The sequence below is a fragment of the Thermostichus lividus PCC 6715 genome, assembly GCF_002754935.1.
Taxonomy (GTDB): Bacteria; Cyanobacteriota; Cyanobacteriia; order Thermosynechococcales; family Thermosynechococcaceae; genus Thermosynechococcus; species Thermosynechococcus lividus.
Map to the genome: position 1 here is coordinate 630,232 of NZ_CP018092.1, position 16,650 is coordinate 646,881.

The 16,650-nt window shown below is 53.2% G+C and carries 16 protein-coding genes and 2 pseudogenes; 12 read left to right on the forward strand and 6 right to left on the reverse strand.

Annotated features, from left to right (window positions below):
- Positions 1-90: 90 nt before the first annotated feature.
- Positions 91-621, reverse strand: a complete 531-nt coding sequence (locus BRW62_RS03190) for a pentapeptide repeat-containing protein (RefSeq protein ID WP_198406134.1) — start codon at positions 619-621, stop codon at positions 91-93.
- A gap of 127 nt (positions 622-748) precedes the next feature.
- Here BRW62_RS03190 and BRW62_RS03195 point away from each other — a divergent pair, with 127 nt between their 5' ends.
- The 5 genes from BRW62_RS03195 (at position 749) to rpmA (ending at position 3,912) form a co-directional block, all read left to right on the forward strand.
- Positions 749-2,302, forward strand: a complete 1,554-nt coding sequence (locus BRW62_RS03195; RefSeq protein ID WP_099799811.1) for a SagB/ThcOx family dehydrogenase — start codon at positions 749-751, stop codon at positions 2,300-2,302.
- Positions 2,299-2,745, forward strand: coding sequence for an Rrf2 family transcriptional regulator (locus BRW62_RS03200; protein ID WP_099798248.1), 447 nt, complete (start codon positions 2,299-2,301; stop codon positions 2,743-2,745). Before BRW62_RS03195 ends, BRW62_RS03200 begins: the two co-directional genes overlap by 4 nt.
- A gap of 44 nt (positions 2,746-2,789) precedes the next feature.
- On the forward strand, positions 2,790-3,167 hold the full coding sequence (locus BRW62_RS03205; RefSeq protein WP_198406135.1) for an FHA domain-containing protein: 378 nt from the start codon (positions 2,790-2,792) through the stop codon (positions 3,165-3,167).
- Positions 3,168-3,288: 121 nt separating this feature from the next.
- Positions 3,289-3,630 carry a 50S ribosomal protein L21 gene (gene rplU, locus BRW62_RS03210; protein ID WP_099798249.1) on the forward strand — a complete coding sequence of 114 codons (342 nt, stop codon included), beginning with the start codon at positions 3,289-3,291 and terminating at the stop codon, positions 3,628-3,630.
- A gap of 9 nt (positions 3,631-3,639) precedes the next feature.
- Positions 3,640-3,912 (forward strand): 50S ribosomal protein L27, encoded by a 273-nt coding sequence (gene rpmA / locus BRW62_RS03215; RefSeq protein ID WP_099798250.1) that lies wholly within the window; start codon positions 3,640-3,642, stop codon positions 3,910-3,912.
- Between the two features lie 635 nt (positions 3,913-4,547).
- Here rpmA and BRW62_RS15435 read toward each other — a convergent pair.
- Positions 4,548-5,006, reverse strand: a pseudogene (locus tag BRW62_RS15435) (zinc ribbon domain-containing protein); the annotation flags it as partial.
- Positions 5,007-5,134: 128 nt separating this feature from the next.
- Here BRW62_RS15435 and BRW62_RS03230 point away from each other — a divergent pair.
- Positions 5,135-5,236: pseudogene (locus tag BRW62_RS03230) on the forward strand (transposase); the annotation flags it as partial.
- Positions 5,237-5,358: 122 nt separating this feature from the next.
- On the opposite strand, the gene smpB reads toward BRW62_RS03230, so the two are convergent.
- Both smpB and BRW62_RS03240 read right to left on the reverse strand, forming a co-directional pair.
- Positions 5,359-5,817, reverse strand: coding sequence for an SsrA-binding protein SmpB (smpB, locus tag BRW62_RS03235; protein ID WP_099798251.1), 459 nt, complete (start codon positions 5,815-5,817; stop codon positions 5,359-5,361).
- Positions 5,818-5,864: 47 nt separating this feature from the next.
- A complete protein-coding gene (locus BRW62_RS03240; RefSeq protein WP_099798252.1) occupies positions 5,865-6,446 on the reverse strand; it encodes a PAP/fibrillin family protein in 582 nt (193 codons plus the stop codon).
- 121 nt (positions 6,447-6,567) lie between these two features.
- Here BRW62_RS03240 and BRW62_RS03245 point away from each other — a divergent pair, with 121 nt between their 5' ends.
- The 5 genes from BRW62_RS03245 to dxs all read left to right on the forward strand — a co-directional run bounded on the left by BRW62_RS03245 (position 6,568) and on the right by dxs (position 12,911).
- Entirely contained in the window at positions 6,568-7,707 is a 1,140-nt protein-coding gene (locus BRW62_RS03245) for a glycosyltransferase family 4 protein (RefSeq protein WP_099798253.1), read from the forward strand.
- 24 nt (positions 7,708-7,731) lie between these two features.
- Positions 7,732-9,144 (forward strand): MFS transporter, encoded by a 1,413-nt coding sequence (locus tag BRW62_RS03250; protein WP_099798254.1) that lies wholly within the window; start codon positions 7,732-7,734, stop codon positions 9,142-9,144.
- Positions 9,141-10,001 (forward strand): dihydropteroate synthase, encoded by an 861-nt coding sequence (gene folP / locus BRW62_RS03255; protein WP_099798255.1) that lies wholly within the window; start codon positions 9,141-9,143, stop codon positions 9,999-10,001. The genes BRW62_RS03250 and folP overlap by 4 nt, the downstream gene beginning before the upstream one ends.
- A gap of 85 nt (positions 10,002-10,086) precedes the next feature.
- Complete coding sequence (locus BRW62_RS03260) at positions 10,087-10,431, forward strand: hypothetical protein (RefSeq protein WP_099798256.1); 345 nt, start codon at positions 10,087-10,089, stop codon at positions 10,429-10,431.
- A 569-nt stretch (positions 10,432-11,000) separates the two neighbouring features.
- Positions 11,001-12,911, forward strand: a complete 1,911-nt coding sequence (gene dxs, locus BRW62_RS03265; protein WP_099798257.1) for a 1-deoxy-D-xylulose-5-phosphate synthase — start codon at positions 11,001-11,003, stop codon at positions 12,909-12,911.
- Between the two features lie 61 nt (positions 12,912-12,972).
- Here the strand turns inward: dxs and BRW62_RS03270 are convergent, their stop codons facing one another.
- Positions 12,973-13,206: an FAD-dependent oxidoreductase gene (locus BRW62_RS03270; protein WP_099798258.1), complete on the reverse strand. Its 234-nt coding sequence runs from the start codon at positions 13,204-13,206 to the stop codon at positions 12,973-12,975.
- Positions 13,207-13,281: 75 nt separating this feature from the next.
- On the opposite strand from BRW62_RS03270, the gene BRW62_RS03275 reads away from it, so the two are divergent.
- Positions 13,282-13,470: a hypothetical protein gene (locus BRW62_RS03275; RefSeq protein ID WP_157768323.1), complete on the forward strand. Its 189-nt coding sequence runs from the start codon at positions 13,282-13,284 to the stop codon at positions 13,468-13,470.
- Positions 13,471-13,551: 81 nt separating this feature from the next.
- On the opposite strand, the gene ppc is transcribed toward BRW62_RS03275, so the two are convergent.
- Positions 13,552-16,587 (reverse strand): phosphoenolpyruvate carboxylase, encoded by a 3,036-nt coding sequence (gene ppc, locus BRW62_RS03280; RefSeq protein WP_099798260.1) that lies wholly within the window; start codon positions 16,585-16,587, stop codon positions 13,552-13,554.
- Positions 16,588-16,650 lie beyond the last annotated feature (63 nt).

The window sequence follows — 16,650 nt, forward strand, 5'->3', positions numbered from 1 at the left end:
ATTCCTCCACCTGCAACTAAGCCGTTCAGTTCCCTTAGGCAGCGGACACCGCCTGCACCCCCTCAACCCCGTTACACTCATCACCGTGTCTCATCCATAAAAGTGACCATCGGGACAGATCGTGGTGGCATCACACATCGCATGGCTCAAGTCCACTCCCGTCGCCCGAAAAAAATTACACCGCTGCACCTGAGTCCCCGTTAAATCCGCCTGCTCAAGGTTGGCCTGCTGTAAATTTGCCCCCTGCAAGTTCGCTTGGCGCAGGTTAGCCGAGCGCAGATCCGCTCCTTGGAGGTTAGCTCCCGCTAAATTGGCCTGCTCGAGGTTGGCCGAGCGCAGGTTTACCCGCATCATGCGTGCCCCCTCGAGATCTGCTGCCGCTAAATTGGCTTGGTAGAGCTGGGCATCCCCCAGTTCACTCTGGCGTAGATTGGTGGCGGTGGCCACAATTCGATTCAGCTGGCAGTAGGGAAGATAAGCATTTTCTAAATTGCTATCACTAAAATCCGCATCCCCCAAGTTTGTGTCAAATAGACTCACCCCCCGCAAATCTAGCCCCCTAAAGTCCCGCTCTCCCATGGCATAGGCTTGCAGTAGCTCCTCGGCACTAAATTTCGCCATAATAATAAATAGAGTTTTTACAGTGAAATAAGTATTCTTACTTACGTCTTTCTGACTGTAGGGGGAGTTATCAGGGAAATTCATATTACTTAATGGTTTCTTAACTTGATGAGGCAGCACAATGGCGATGGGGTTTGAGCATTCATCCTTGGCACAGCACTACCACGAGCGCACCAAGTATGCCCCAGAAACCTTAGCGCAGCAGGCTCGTGGCCTCGACTGGAGCCGCCAACCGGAACCGTTCAAAACCTATCCCTTGGGCAAGGTCTTTCCACTCAAGCCGTTCTTTAGGCAAGGGGAAACCGCCGCAGAGCGGTATTGGCAACGACTCTCGCGGCTGCTGTACTGCACCTATGGTGTAACAGCAGTGGTGCCCTATCCCGATCGCCCCTTCTTAATGCGAGCAGCCCCCTCTGCAGGGGGGCTATACCCAGCCGAAGTCTATGTCATCACCCGTACCGATCGCCTCATTCCAGCGGGGATTTATAACTACCAAGTTAAGGATCATGCCCTTGTACAGGTTTGGCAAAGTTACCACTGGTCTGGTCTTCAAGATGCTTGCCTGTGGCATCCAGCCCTTGAAGCAACTGAAGTGGCGCTGATTGTAACGGCTGTATTTTATCGCTCTGCTTGGCGCTATGGCGATCGTGCCTATCGACGCATTTGCTTAGATATTGGTCACCTACTCGGCAATGTCGAACTGGCTGCCAGCATCAATGATTTTCGCTCTCACCTCATCGGCGGCTTTGTGGACTCGCAAATCAACGATCTGCTTTACCTAGACTCAGCCCAAGAAGCGGTACTGGGGGTTGTGGTGCTCGCGGATCTACTGCAGGTGTCACAAAATCTCTCTGCCTTTCCCGCTGCCTTAGCGTCCACCGTCTGCTATGACTATGGGGCAATCCCTGATGGCGATCTCCTTGCTGCTTGTCATCAAGGGAGTGCGCTCACAAACACAGACATCATTTACGGCATGTCAAAGGTTGAAGAGACCACCGTGCCCACTCTCAACAGTGGGGGTGCCCTTCCCAACGCTGCACCGGACGATAAATACAACTTCCCCTTTGGCTTGCGGGTATCGCTGCCGCAAACCGTACTGAACTGGGATACTGGTCTAGGGGCGTTGCAACAGACAATTTTGCAGCGCCGTTCGACCCGCCAGTACAGTGGCAAGGGAATCACCCTAGATCAATTGGCGGCGCTGTTGACCTTTACCTACCATGCCGAAGCCTACCGCGACCAAGGACTGGATGAGGCCCCTAGTTTCTTTGATCTCTCATTAGTGGAAACCTTTGTTGCGGTCACTCGCGTGAGTGACTTAGAAGAGGGCTGCTACTACTACGCTGTGGCAAATCACGAACTGCGACAAATTCGCTTTAAGAATTTTCAGGAGCAACTGCACTTCCTCTGTCTCAATCAAGAGTTAGGGCGGGATGCCGCCGTCGTCATTTTCCATACCGCCAACTTAGCAGCGGCGATCGCCCGCTATGGAGAGCGTGCCTACCGCTACCTGCACATGGATGCAGGACATTTGGGACAGCGCTTGAACTTGGCGGCAACTGCTTTGGGGTTAGGGGTTAGCGGCATTGGTGGCTTTTTTGATGATCAGGTGAATGAGGTACTGGGCATTCCCGCTGACGAAGCCGTGCTCTACATTACGACGGTGGGACAGGCTGCATGACCCTGACAACCCGCGGCCACTATAGTATCAAAGCCCTCTTAGACCTGAGCTTACAGCCGCAGTATGGCCCGTCCTCAGTGCGTGCCATTGCCGAGCGCCAAAATATTCCCGCTCCCTATCTAGAAAAACTATTGATCGAACTGCGGCGTGCCGGCCTAGTGCGATCGCTGCGGGGGGTCTATGGTGGCTATCAACTAGCTCGTCCCCCGCAACAGATTTCACTGCGGCAGATTCTTCTTGCGGTGGGTGAGTCCCCTCAGCCTCTTTTTTTGCAGCCGCCGGAGCCTGACGCTGCTACCGCTGACTGGGTCACCCTGAGTCTCTGGCAGCAACTGCACCAAAAACTACAGGATGCCCTTGACAGTATTTCCCTTGAAGATTTGTATTTTGATGCCCGTAGTTGGCAAGCCGCCCAAGGAGATGGTGCTACCTTTGTAGTCTAGGCCGTCATCGGGAACCCCATGACAACGCCCACGCATCATCGAGCATGGCTGATTATTCGCGAGTATGGGCAACCCAAACGCGACGTTGCTCTCACCCCGATCGCCAGTGGACCATTGGTCGCCAAAAAGATTGCAGCATTATCCTTCGCGATCGCTATGTCTCGCGAGTTCACGCTGTTATTAATAGTTTTCTTTTCGCCAACCAGCCCCTTTATTTCATTGCTGATTACCACAGCCGCAATGGAACCTTAATCAATGGCTTGCTCATCAGGCACAGCACCTTGTTGCACCACGAAGATGTGATCGGCATTGGCAGGGCGTTACTGGTCTTCTACTATCCAGAGATGTTCAACGAGATCGATGCCTCGATGCTCTCTCAACTCAATAAAGTTTCCACCAGCAGTGTCCCCTGGGTCGGCTAAGGTCGTTGACAGACCCAGCTCAAAAGTCTATGATGTAAAATTGCTGAATTTGCACGGAACAGGTTCACCAAGAGGACAATGCGCCCTCACCTGCACGGCAAGGAGTTACTTTAGGTCCCCTATGGCATACGCAATTATTGAAACCGGTGGCAAGCAACTGCGAGTCGAAGCCGGGCGGTTTTATGATGTGGAGCGGTTAGCGCTTGACCCCGACAGCACCATTGATATTGAGCAAGTATTACTCGTGCAAACCGATGCTGGCGTTCATGTTGGCCAACCCTACGTTAGTGGAGCTGTTGTTACCGGTACAGTGTTGCAGCATCGCCGTGCCCCCAAGGTAATTGTCTATAAAATGAAGCCCAAGAAAAAAACGCGGAAAAAACAAGGGCATCGCCAAGAATTAACCCGCATCATGATTAACGAGATTCGCCTCAATGGTGAAGCCCTGAATTCAAATAGCTAGGAGGTTACCATGGCACATAAGAAAGGAACTGGCAGTACCCGTAATGGTCGTGACTCCAATGCCCAACGCCTTGGGGTGAAGCGATTTGGTGGCGAAGTGGTCAAAGCTGGCCATATCCTTGTGCGGCAGCGGGGCACTAAATTCCATCCGGGGGTGAACGTGGGGCGTGGCAGTGATGATACACTGTTTGCCACCATTGCTGGCGTTGTCACCTTTGAGCGCTATGGCAAAACGCGTAAGCGGGTTAGTGTTTACCCCCTAGCAGAGAATCGCGCTGTTTAGCTTGTGGGGGGTTGGGGGTAGATAAGCCCCGCACTGTACCGTGGCTCCCCGACGAAGCGAGAAGCCCGCACTCTAAGCGAGTTGTGTTGACAGGCGATTGCTTTGACATCGAAGCCACTCAATTAGAATCTGGAGTTGATGGGTTCTGTCCCTTGCCGCGGCGGTTCAAGTGTTGCAATTGCAACACGGTCGCGATGACCCGAACCAAGCGGCCAGTGTGGTCTTAAAAGCGAGCGACCTCTAGGAATCAGAGTTCTATTCAAAGGACTGCAAAGTTTGACATACTCCCCATGCCTAAAGGCAGGGGATTCTTGTTCTTGGTTCTGCGACAGCACTTATCGCATCAGGTTGCCCTACTACAACAGCGGTGCTTATCTCCCCAAGCGTTCCCCCTTGCGGGGCAGTTCCCTTTTGCCCAAAGGTACTGTTAAACCAACCAAAAAAAACTTAGGTTGTTTTCTAGCCGTTAGGCTATTGGGTTTTTAGAGAGGTTGATTACCCTTACCTCTGGTTTTAGTTTAAACTAAAAACCACTCTAAAAGACGAGTTTTTAGACCCAAAATTTTCGATAACACAACATGCGCCTTATATCCCCATGCCTGAAGGCAGGGGCTTTACGGCGTTTTTTTGGTAAACTACCCCGCCCGATAGAGGACGGGGCTTTCAGCAGCCCTCAAGACAACATCCTGCCATGGGCAAGACAGTATCTTGGAGCCTCCAAGGGTGTTTACAAGACCCCCCAAAGTAGCGATATTTTTCGCTCCATTCACATCAGCATCACCTATCCAGCCGCAGGACAGGTTCAGGCACGCAAACCTTTTGCCCTGCCGATGACCTATCACGTTGCAACAATGACAGGTTTTCGAGGTGTAGCGAGGCTCTACACGCTTCACGGCTACGCCAACCTTCACGCCCTTGTAGGCAAGGAATTAGCGAAGCTGATAGAACGCCCAGCTATTACTGCATCGCCGTTCAGTCCTAGAACGGGGCAATTCGTTCGTGCGTTCTCTGATGCCGGTGAGATCGTCAATTGCGATGGCCTGATTTGTCGCCTTAGCCTGCTGGATGAGTCGATAACTGATGGTGTGGTTCACTGCTAGGATTATACGCTATTGGCGGCTTTTCGGGGTGTCGTAGGCAAAGCCCACCGACGATGTACCCCTCAGCCGCCGCTCCTATCCCTCCGCGGCTTGTCGAAGCGCGGGGTCTCTCGGAGGTTTTGTTGAAGAAACTGCTTAGTCTCTGGAGCAGAAGCTACTTTTTTTGCACCGCTGGGCATCTTAGCGCAGAGATAATCCAAAACTACATTAATGATCTTCAATGATCCTCATCACTGGTAGGCGACTAACGTTGCTTAAGGGCTTTTCCTCCCCGTACTAACGTACGGGGCTACCAAGCAATCCCTATGTGTTTTTCGCAGGTGCTGCACCAATCGCCAACCTCAGCTTAGCGGTGCTTGAGGGCACGTTCCATATCGCGCTTATCCTGACGTTGTTTCAGGTCGGCTCGCTTATCGTGCAGCTTTTTACCCCGCCCCAGCCCAAGGGCAACTTTCACCCGACCATTTTTGAGGTACAGCTTTAGGGGCACAAGGGTTAACCCCTTTTGTTCTACTTTACCAATGAGCTTACGAATTTCCTGCTTGTGCAGCAGGAGTTTGCGATCGCGCCGGGGGTCATGGTTGTAGGACTGGTTCGTACGCTCATGGGGAGAAATATGGACATTCAACAGCCACACTTCACCATTGCGAATGCGGGCAAAACCATCCCGTAAATTCACCTTGCCCGCACGAATAGACTTCACCTCTGTACCCACCAAGACAATACCGCACTCGTAGGTCTCCAGAATCTCGTACTGAAAGCGAGCCTGTCGATTATCACTGAGGACTTTATAACTCTCGCTCATAGGGGGGAACGGCACAGACTGGGACTGCCATTATAGCCTGTTGCCGCCTAGACACGACTGAGAATAAATAAGCTGCCCTCATTCCCACGGGCAATCCGCAAATCGTCATCGAGGTAGGTAATATCTAGCCACCCCTGTTGCTCATTGTCGTTTAAGGGAACATCAAGGGCAAGCAACGGGCGACGGCTCTGGAGCTGGGGAATAAACTGCGAGGGAGAATAGTAGTTCAGCCACTGGCGAAAGCCAACGATCGAACGCTCAAAATACACCTGTAAGCGCTGTTGGGTCAGGGGTTCAAACCGTGCTAGGACACTAATCACCCCTTCGAGGAGAGGCACGCCATAAATTTCGGCGATATTGTAAATGCGCTGCTGCTGTGGGCGAATGCACTGGTAGATGTGCCCCAACTTAACGATGGGGGAGCGATCTAAGGCTAACAAGGCTTGACTACTGGTGTAAATGAGCCGCCAGTCTCCTGCCAATTTATCTGTTGCAGCTAAAGGATCAGGGGTGGGGTTCAGTGCTTCAACGTCTGTTGTGAGTGCCGCCACCCGTTTGCGATCTCCGGGGCTAGCTAAAATACCGCGATTCAGACCAGCGATCGCCCCCAGCAATTCTGCTTTACTCATGGTTGTCGCGGTTCCTCCTTAGGGCAGAATAATTTACGCAAAGATTTTAGTTCCTATGGCTTGCGTTGGGGACACCCTAGTTCGAGAATGGGGAAAATTCCAGTCCTATTCAGGTTTCATCATGCGGATTGCGCTATTTACTGAAACATTCCTGCCCAAAGTGGACGGCATTGTCACCCGGCTTTGTCAAACTGTACGTCATCTTCAACGGAATGGTCATCAGGTACTGGTGGTAGCTCCCGCAGGTGGCCTTGACAACTATGAAGGGGCGCAGATTTACGGCGTTTCTGGGTTTCCTCTCCCATTGTACCCAGAACTCAAATTAGCACTACCGCGTCCCGCCATTGGCAAGGTACTGCAACAGTTTCAACCCGATTTAATCCATGTCGTGAATCCAGCGGTACTTGGGGTGGCAGGGCTGTACTATGCCAAAAAGCTACACCTGCCGCTTGTCGCCTCCTACCACACCCATCTGCCCCAATATCTGAAGTACTATCGCTTAGGATTTTTAGAAGGGGTGTTGTGGTCACTGCTGCGCCTTGGCCATAACTGCGCCCAACTCAACCTCTGCACCTCCTCGGCAATGGTGGCAGAACTACGCGCCCACGGGATTCGCCACCTTGATCTGTGGCAGCGGGGGGTAGATGTCGAACTCTTCCAGCCCCAGCATCGCAGTCGCAAAATGCGCGAATTCCTCAGTCAAGGCCATCCCGATGATCCCCTCCTTCTTTACGTGGGTCGCCTCTCAGCCGAAAAGGACATTGAACAGATCAAGCCGATTTTGCAGCGTATTCCGCGGGCACGCCTAGCTCTTGTTGGCAATGGCCCCCACCGCGAAGCCCTAGAGAAACATTTTGCCGATACCCCTGTGCATTTTGTTGGCTACCTCAAGGGAGAGCGCCTTGCCTCAGCCTTTGCCTCGGCAGATGTGTTTGTCTTTCCCTCCCGTACCGAAACCTTGGGCTTGGTGTTGCTAGAAGCAATGGCGGCGGGTTGCCCAGTGGTGGCCGCTAACAGTGGTGGCATTCCTGATATTGTCAGCGACGGCGAGAACGGCTTTTTGTTTGATCCAGCGGATCCCGAGGGCGCCATTAGTGCCTGCGAGCGCCTCTTTGCCTCCGCTACGGCTCGCGAACATCTGCGCCAAAATGCCCGCCGCGAAGCAGAGCGTTGGAGTTGGGCCGCGGCAACACAGCAATTACAGCGGTACTATGAGTCTGTATTGCCCACAGTGCGATCCAATGTTGTCCTGAGCCATTGACCGCCCTGATCGTGAGGAGCCTGCATGACATCACCGATGGCCTCATCTCGTCCACCGCTGTCGTTGGCAACGAAGCTGGCCTTTGGGGCAGGCGATCTGGGAGCTGCCATTACCGCCAACTTGCAAGTGTTTTTTTTGATGGTCTTTCTCACCAATGTGGCGGGGTTAAGTGCAGGCTTAGCAGGCAGTGTCTTGATGATTGGCAAAATTTGGGATGCTGTGAATGACCCAATTATCGGCTTCCTCAGCGATCGCACCCAATCGGCCAAATGGGGTCGCCGTCATGCCTGGATGGTCTATAGCGCCATTCCGTTTGGCATTATCTTCTTCTTGAACTGGTGGGTGCCCAGTGACCATCAGTGGGTGCTCTTTGGCTACTACGTCCTGATGGGGATCCTATTCAATACTGTCTATACAGCGGTGAACCTCCCCTATACCGCCCTCACCCCCGAACTCACCACAGACTACAACGAGCGTACAAGTCTCAATAGTTTTCGCTTTGCCTTTTCCATTGGCGGCAGCATTGGTTCGCTGATTTTGGCTCAAGTAATCTTTCAAGCGGTGGAAAATCAACAAACTCAATACTTGCTACTCGGCGGAATTGCGGCTGTTCTATCGGTGTTGCCGATCTACTGGTGCGTGTGGGGAACCCGAGCGCGAGTACAGCAGTTCAACAAAACGACCCCGACTCAGGCCGGATCAACCTTGCCCTTAACGGCACAATTGCGCCTTGTCTTTAGTAATCGCCCCTTTTTATTTGTGATGGGTATTTATCTGTGCTCATGGTTGGCCGTTCAGATCACCGCATCATTAATTCCCTTTTTTGTTGGGGATTGGCTGAAGCTCACTCCAGCAGACTACACCCAAGTTGCCCTTGTGGTGCAGGCTACAGCCATGGTGATGCTTTTTGTCTGGAGTGCGGTGAGCCGTCGCGTGGGCAAAAAGGCGGTCTATTACATGGGGATGACACTATGGATCATTGCCCAAGCAGGACTATTTCTCCTACAACCCGGACAGTCCCTGCTGCTTTATACCTTTGCGATCTTGGCGGGGTTTGGGGTTTCTACTGCCTATTTAGTGCCATGGTCGATGATTCCTGATGTGATTGATTTGGATGAACTCAATAGTGGTCAGCGCCGCGAAGGGGTGTTCTATGCCTTCATGGTGTTACTGCAAAAAATTGGTCTGGCCTTGGGGCTGTTTGTGGTGGGTCAAGCCTTGGAGTGGGCCGGCTATATTTCTTCGGTGGCAGGGCAGCCCCCGCCGGTTCAGCCTGACTCTGCCTTGCTGGCCATTCGGCTTGCCATTGGCCCTGTGCCGACCTTGTGCCTGATAGGGGGGATAGTGCTAGCCTATTTTTACCCCATTACGCAGTCGGTTCACCAAGAGATCTTGTTAAAATTGCATGCACGGCACCAAGGGGATACAGCATCGTGACCGGCTGGTACGTGGGCGATCGCGCCCTCATTTGGGGACAACGCACCTACGTGATGGGGATTTTGAATATCACCCCGGATAGTTTTAGTGATGGCGGTGATTTTTTTAACCCCGCCAGTGCCATTGCCCATGCCTTAGACATGGCGGCAGCCGGGGCTGATGTCATTGATGTGGGGGGCGAGTCCACCCGTCCGGGCGCTAGCGCTATTCCCCTCAGTGCGGAATTGGCACGGGTACTACCGGTCATTGAGGGAATTCGTCAGCAGTCAACGATTCCTATCTCCATTGATACGACCCGCGCCGACGTTGCCCGTGCAGCGGTTGCTGCGGGAGCCAATATTGTCAACGATGTATCCGGCGGCCAAGCAGATGCGGCGATGTTTGCCACCGTTGCCCAATTGGGGGTGCCCTATATTCTCATGCATCGGCGGGGTACCCCAGCCACCATGCAACAGTTGACGGACTATGATGATCTGATCGCAGATTTGCTGACCTATTTTCAGGAGCAAACCCACACAGCGATCGCCCACGGTATCGATCCCTCACAGATCATGCTCGATCCGGGGATTGGTTTTGCCAAAACCACACCACAAAATCTGCTGCTGCTGAAAGAACTGTCCCGGTTCAAGTCCCTTGGCTACCCGCTGCTCATAGGCCCATCGCGTAAACGCTTCATCGGCGATATTCTTAACCAACCCGACCCCAAAGCACGGGTCTGGGGAACAGCGGCGGTGTGCTGCCATGCCATTGCCCAAGGAGTCGAAATGGTGCGGGTTCACGATGTTGCCGCCATCGTACCGGTGTGCCGCATGGCAGATGCGCTGCAAGGCAGGGATGCCAGAATTAGCCACAACTAGCTACAACTAGGTTCAGCACGAGGAGGGTGTATAGCTGTGCACATCCGCAGGATACTCTCTTGAAGCTCTGTGAAGGTGTGCATCAATGTCCCAACTATCCCTCATGACGGCTGACCCGGAAAGCCACCATCGTACCTTTGCCCAACTCCTGATTGAGTTGGGTATTCACCTTAGCGTGGAGCACGTGGAGCGCCTAGAACGCCAGTTTCGAGTCTATTTAGCGTGCCAAGGCTACAACTTAACCAAGGTGCCGCTCTGTACTGTGACTCGCCGCTGGGATAGTCGTGGCCGTCTTGTGGAAGAGCACGTCAACAGTGACTCCCTCGCAGTTAGTCAAGCCTTTGAGCGAGCCTGCCAGTGCGCTGCTGTGCCCTTAACACTGCTGGATGCCATGACCCAGCGATTTATAGTAGTGATGTGGGCGGGCTAAAACCCCTCCGCTTTAGCGAGGGGATACAGCCAACTCAGGGGGCTTTAGCCCTCTCTATGCGTTAAACTAGAGACGTGGAAAGTAGGCGTATCAACTACGCGAAGAAACATCCTAGTACGGAGAGATCCCGGCAAGTAAGTCACTACCGCTTTGGCGGCAAGCCTAAACCACTGCAAGCAATGGCAGGATGTTGAGCGTATCGAATTGGCTAGTGTTGAAAAGCGCGAAACCACAAACCGAAACATAAACGTAGTCCCAATAGCAGGAATGCTTGAGGTGAGTAGGGGGTCTTTGACTGCTCCCACCCGCATTAAGTTGTGGGTGACAGCTCAAGGGAAAAGCGAAGCAACGCGGCTTCAGCCCGTTGCGTAGCATCCTTTGGGAATCTCCTCTCTTTCAAGGAGGAGAGAAGTCAAGATGAGCTATTTCGCGATTATTGCGGATTTTCACCTCGCTTAGGGACACAATAGGAGAAGGGGGTCGGAGGACTTTGCTAGAATCAGTCAGAAGGTCGTTCCCCCTTCAGCGGCAAACTATCCAAGTCGATACTTCAACGAGGCCGGGTTTCTATGCATTTGAGTGAGCTCACCCATCCTAACCAGTTGCACGGGTTATCCATTGCTCAGTTGAGTCAAATTGCAGCACAGATCCGCGATAAGCATCTGGAAACGGTGGCGGCAACGGGAGGGCATCTGGGGCCGGGCTTAGGTGTGGTGGAGTTGACCCTAGCTCTGTACCAAACCCTTGATCTAGAGCAAGATCGGGTGATTTGGGATGTTGGCCACCAAGCCTATCCCCACAAAATGTTGACGGGTCGCTATAACAACTTTCATACGCTGCGCCAAAAGGGTGGGATTGCGGGCTACTTAAATCTACGGGAGAGTCCCTTTGACCATTTTGGCGCCGGCCATGCCTCGACGAGTATCTCAGCAGCATTGGGGATGGCGATCGCCCGAGACCTTAAGGGAGAGCACTTTAAGGTGGTGGCCATCATTGGCGATGGGGCTTTGACGGGTGGCATGGCGCTAGAAGCCATTAACCATGCCGGGCACCTTCCAGACACCAACCTCATGGTGGTTCTTAACGACAACGAAATGTCGATTTCTCCCAACGTGGGGGCCATTCCCCGCTACTTAAACAAGATTCGCCTGTCCCCCCAAGTCCAATTCATTGCCGATAACCTTGAGGAACAATTTAAGCACATTCCCTTTCTTGGGGAAAACCTCACCCCGGAAATGCACCGCATTAAGGAAGGTATGAAACGGTTAGCCGTACCCAAGGTTGGAGCGGTGTTTGAAGAACTGGGCTTTACCTACGTCGGGCCAGTGGATGGCCATAACCTCGAAGAGTTGATTGCCACCTTCCAGCACGCCCACACCATTAGCGGGCCGGTCTTGGTTCATGTGGCAACGATTAAAGGCAAAGGCTATGCGATCGCCGAAAACGATCAAGTGGGCTACCATGCCCAAAACCCCTTTGATTTGGTGACCGGCAAAGCCAAACCCTCCAGCAAGCCCAAGCCCCCCAGCTACTCGAAGGTTTTTGGTGAAACCCTCACTAAATTGGCCGAAAATGACCCGCGCATTATTGGTATTACTGCTGCCATGGCCACAGGCACCGGTCTAGATATTTTGCAAAAGCGGCTGCCGAAACAATACATTGACGTTGGCATTGCTGAGCAGCACGCGGTCACAATGGCTGCTGGCCTCGCCACCCAAGGAATGCGCCCTGTAGCCACAATTTACTCCACATTTTTACAACGTGCCTACGACCAAATTGTTCACGATGTCTGCATCCAGAGCCTGCCGGTCTTTTTCTGCATGGATCGCGCCGGTATTGTGGGGGCTGATGGGCCGACTCACCAAGGAATGTACGACATTGCCTACCTCCGCTGCCTGCCCAATATGGTGCTAATGGCTCCCAAAGATGAAGCTGAACTCCAACAAATGCTGGTGACCGGCATTAATTACACCGCTGGCCCCATTGCCCTGCGTTATCCGCGGGGAAATGGCCACGGTGTTGCCCTGATGGAGGAAGGCTGGGAGCCGTTGCCCATCGGCAAAGGGGAACTCCTGCGCCAAGGGGAGGATCTGGTGCTGGTTGCCTACGGTTCCATGGTCTATCCAGCCCTGCAGGTCGCGGAAATCCTCAAAGAACATGGTATGCGTGCCGCGGTAATCAATGCACGCTTTGCCAAACCGCTCGACACAGAGTTAATTATTCCTTTAGCCAAACAAACGGGTCGAGTGGTTACCCTCGAAGAAGGTTGCCTGATGGGAGGATTTGGTTCAGCGGTTTTAGAAGCATTGCAGGACGCAGACGTTCTTGTACCTGTGCTGCGTTTAGGCGTTCCAGATATTTTGGTGGAGCACGCCACACCAGATGAGTCTAAAGCGGATCTTGGCCTAACGCCGCCCCAGATGGCAGAGACTATTATGGCTAAATTTGCTGTGCCTCAACCTACGGTAGCCGTTGGCTAAGTTCGCTCAATTGCACCGTCGAACAGCGACGACGCAGGGTAATCTTTGTGTTTGCAGGGCGCTAGGCTGCTGACAGCCATTCCCTAGCAGCGCGATCGCCGCTCAAATAGGCGCCATGCACTGTGGCCGGATAGCGATCGTGGGTGGCTTCGCCAGCAAACAATAGCCGCCCCTCAATGGGTTGGGCAAGGGTGCGGTAGTCTTGGGGGCTGGCTAAGGGAGGAATAAACGAGTAGGCACCGTAGCTAAACGGATCTTGCCCCCAGCGGGTAATAGCAAATTTTAAGGCATACAAAAATTGACTAGAATCACTTCGATACCAGTAATTTTGTCATATTTGCTCCAACCCCTCATTCAACCTAGGTCAACAGTGAAACGACGGCAAATCAACCGTTTTCTCCTCTGGGGGGGCACCGGACTGGCAGCTGGCTTGACACTGCGGCAATGGAGTGATGCCCAAGCTGTTATCCCCGACGACAGCGAGTTTGCAAGCCTGACAATGCCTGCTAAACCAGAAACGGAACTCCTGATTCCGGTGTTTCTTGGGAATGATCAATGATGCCCATAACCTACGGGGCGATCGCCCCCGCCTGTTTGCTACCTTGGCGCTGGATGGCTACCTGTATTGCTTGGCAGGGGCTTAGCCCGTATTGCGCATCCCAGCGGCTACACCATTGATGGTCAGCAATGCCCCCCGCAGCAGTTCCCCCCGACCATAGCGGGAGCGCAAAATTGCCCCGGAGGTGGTTTGGCTGTTGTGCTGGCGCAGGCGTTTTAGTAGCGACACCTGTAAGAACCCCAACGGCACAATGGTGCGATTGCGTAACTGCACAGAGCGCTGCAAGGCTGGGTCGCCATCTAGTAATCGCTCGTGCCCAGTAATTGTCAAAATCAGTTCACTAGTGAGTCGGTACTCCTCAGCAATTTGATCGTAAAGGCGGAAGAACGACTGGCGATTTGGGGGGGCACTCAGTTCTTGGACGTAGTAGCGGCCAATTTCTAGATCGACTTTGGCAAGGGTCATCTCCACCTTCGAGATCACCATCCGGAAAAAAGGCCACTTGTAGTAGAAATAGCGCAGCAACGAGAGGTGCTCAGCAGGTTTCTCGTCTAAAAACTCCTTGAGGGCAGTGCCAACCCCATACCAAGCAGGCAGCAAGAAGCGCGTTTGCGTCCAGCTAAATACCCATGGAATAGCCCGCAGACTCTCTAGGGTTTTTTTGCCCCCTCGGCGAGTTGGTCGCGAGCTAATTTGCAGTTGGCTAATTTCTTGGATCGGGGTCACTTCGTTAAAAAACTCAATGAACTCTGGCTGCTCGTAGATGAGATGGCGATAGCACTGGCGCGATCGCATGGCCAACTCCTCCATGATTTCATGCCATGGCTGAATTTCGTCAATGCTACTGCGGAGTAAGCTGGCTTGAATAACCGCTGTTGCGACCGTTTCTAGGTTAAAGAGCGCCAATTCCGGCAGGGAATACTTCGAGGCCAGCACTTCTCCCTGCTCGGTAATTTTAATGCGGCCATTAATCGTTTGTTCGGGTTGCGCCAAAATCGCTGCGTAGGCAGGTCCGCCGCCCCGTCCGACGGAGCCACCCCGTCCGTGGAAAATCCGCAGTTGAAATCCAAAGGCTTCGGCAATTTTTTGCAACCGCTGCTGTGCTTTATAAATTTCCCAATTACTACTTAAAAAGCCCGAATCCTTATTGCTGTCGGAATAGCCCAGCATGACTTCCTGTAGGAAGGGGGTGGTATGGCTGGCCAGATAATTGTGGCAGAAGGGCAAGGAAAACAACTGCGTCAAGACCGCTGGGGCGCGTCTTAAGTCCTCTACGGTTTCAAAGAGGGGAATCGCTTGTACCGTACTGGCACCCGTCACCGGATCAAACAGCCCTGCTTCCTTGGCAAAGAGCAGCACCTCTAGCAGATCGCTGACATCGTGGCTCATACTAATAATGTAGGTGTGGCACAAATCAGTACCAAATTCCTGTTGCAGTTGCCGCACCATACGAAAGGTTTCAATGATTTCATTGGTGCGATCGCTAAAGGGGAGTTCGCCCGGGATGAGGGGGCGGCGGGTCGATAGCTCACTCAGGAGCCAGCGGGTTCGCTCGGTTTCCGATAGCTCATTGTAGGGACAGGGCAGCACGCCTAAGTAGGCGGTGATTTCGTTGAGGGCATCGGCATGGCACGTGCTTTCTTGGCGAATGTCTAAGGCTGCCAAATTAAACCCAAACACCTCTACTTGGCAGATAAGGTCGTCCAGTTCCCGACAGGTCAGTCCCGTTTCTTTGAGGTTGCGTTGGATCAGGGTTAGCTCTGCTAAAAATTCATGGCCGTGGGCATAGTACTGACCACTGTTGAGGGACTCGGCATCTGGGCGGCGAATGCAGTAGGTTTGGAGGTTACGGTTGCGATCGCGCGTGTTTTGCAGCCGTTTGAGGACATAGGTGAGTTTGAGACGGTAGGGTTCTTGGCGATAGCGCACCGCATACTGATCGTAAACACTGGGGAGTTGCCGTTGATCTTGTTCAAGGGAGTCTAGCAAGTCCGGTAGCACATCACACCAGTGCAGTGACAGGCTAAGCAGGTTAATCAGCCGCTCAACAGATTTTAGGTACTCTTCCAGAACTAAGTTGCGCTGATAGCAAGCGGTTTGCCATGTGACTTCCGGTTTAACGGAGGGGTTACCGTCGCGATCGCCCCCGACCCACGAACCAAAACGGCAGAAGTTGTAGCGGGGGGGAGTGAGATAGGGAAAGCTCTCTTTGAGGGATTGCTGGAGGCGGCGATACAACTGGGGAATCGCTGCAAAAATCACCTCTTTGAAATAGTGAAGCGTATATTCCACTTCATCAAGCACTTCCGGCTTGAACTGGTGCAGCTCATCGGTGCGCCACCACAGGCGGATTTCCTCCATCAGTTGGGCGCGTAGGGTGTGAGCCGTCCAATCGGTGAGGTGGGGCGAGGCTCCCTCAACGGTATCCATTTGCTCCAGCAGCCGTGCCACCCGCCGCTGCTTATCACGGATGGTCTGGCGCACAATTTCCGTTGGATGCGCCGTGAAAACCAGCTTAATGTCAAGCTGATCCAGTAGTTTTTGAATATACTTAGGGGGCACATTCAGGGTGCGCAGGCGAGGAAACAGCCATGAAAAGGAGCCGTGCTGCTGCGTGGCGGGGGTAGCTTCGTACAAACTATGCTCTAGGCGCTCGCTTGGCCCGCTGCGAACATCCGTCGCATTGGCCGCATTATGGGCTAAGGGAAAGCCCTCGCCACTCACGCCGGAGATGGGTTCACTCATGACGCTGCGCCGCCGCAACCCCTCTTGCAGCACTCGCTCACGGTTGTACTGCTGTTCGTAATGCTGCTCAAGAATATTGATGATTTGAAAGTAAAGGTTAAAGGCACGCGCTGCACGGATGGATTGGCTCAGTTCCAATGACTCAATCACTTTGAGTAATTCGCCTTCCGGTGGATGCAGAGCATGGCCTTCTGGCGATGACAAGGCACCCAAGCGCCGCAACAGATCCACAAGCTCTTGCCCCGATTCGGCAGCAAGGACATCCACCAAGACCTCTTCAACTAGCCGCAAGCGATCGCGTAACGTTTGTGCTGCTAAACTTTCACTTTCTACGGAGCGATCGCGATTGGTTACATCGAGGACTGATGCCATAATTACCCCAGTCAGCAAACATAATACTCCCTACTTTAACCAATACTGGGGGCAAGGGGCTAC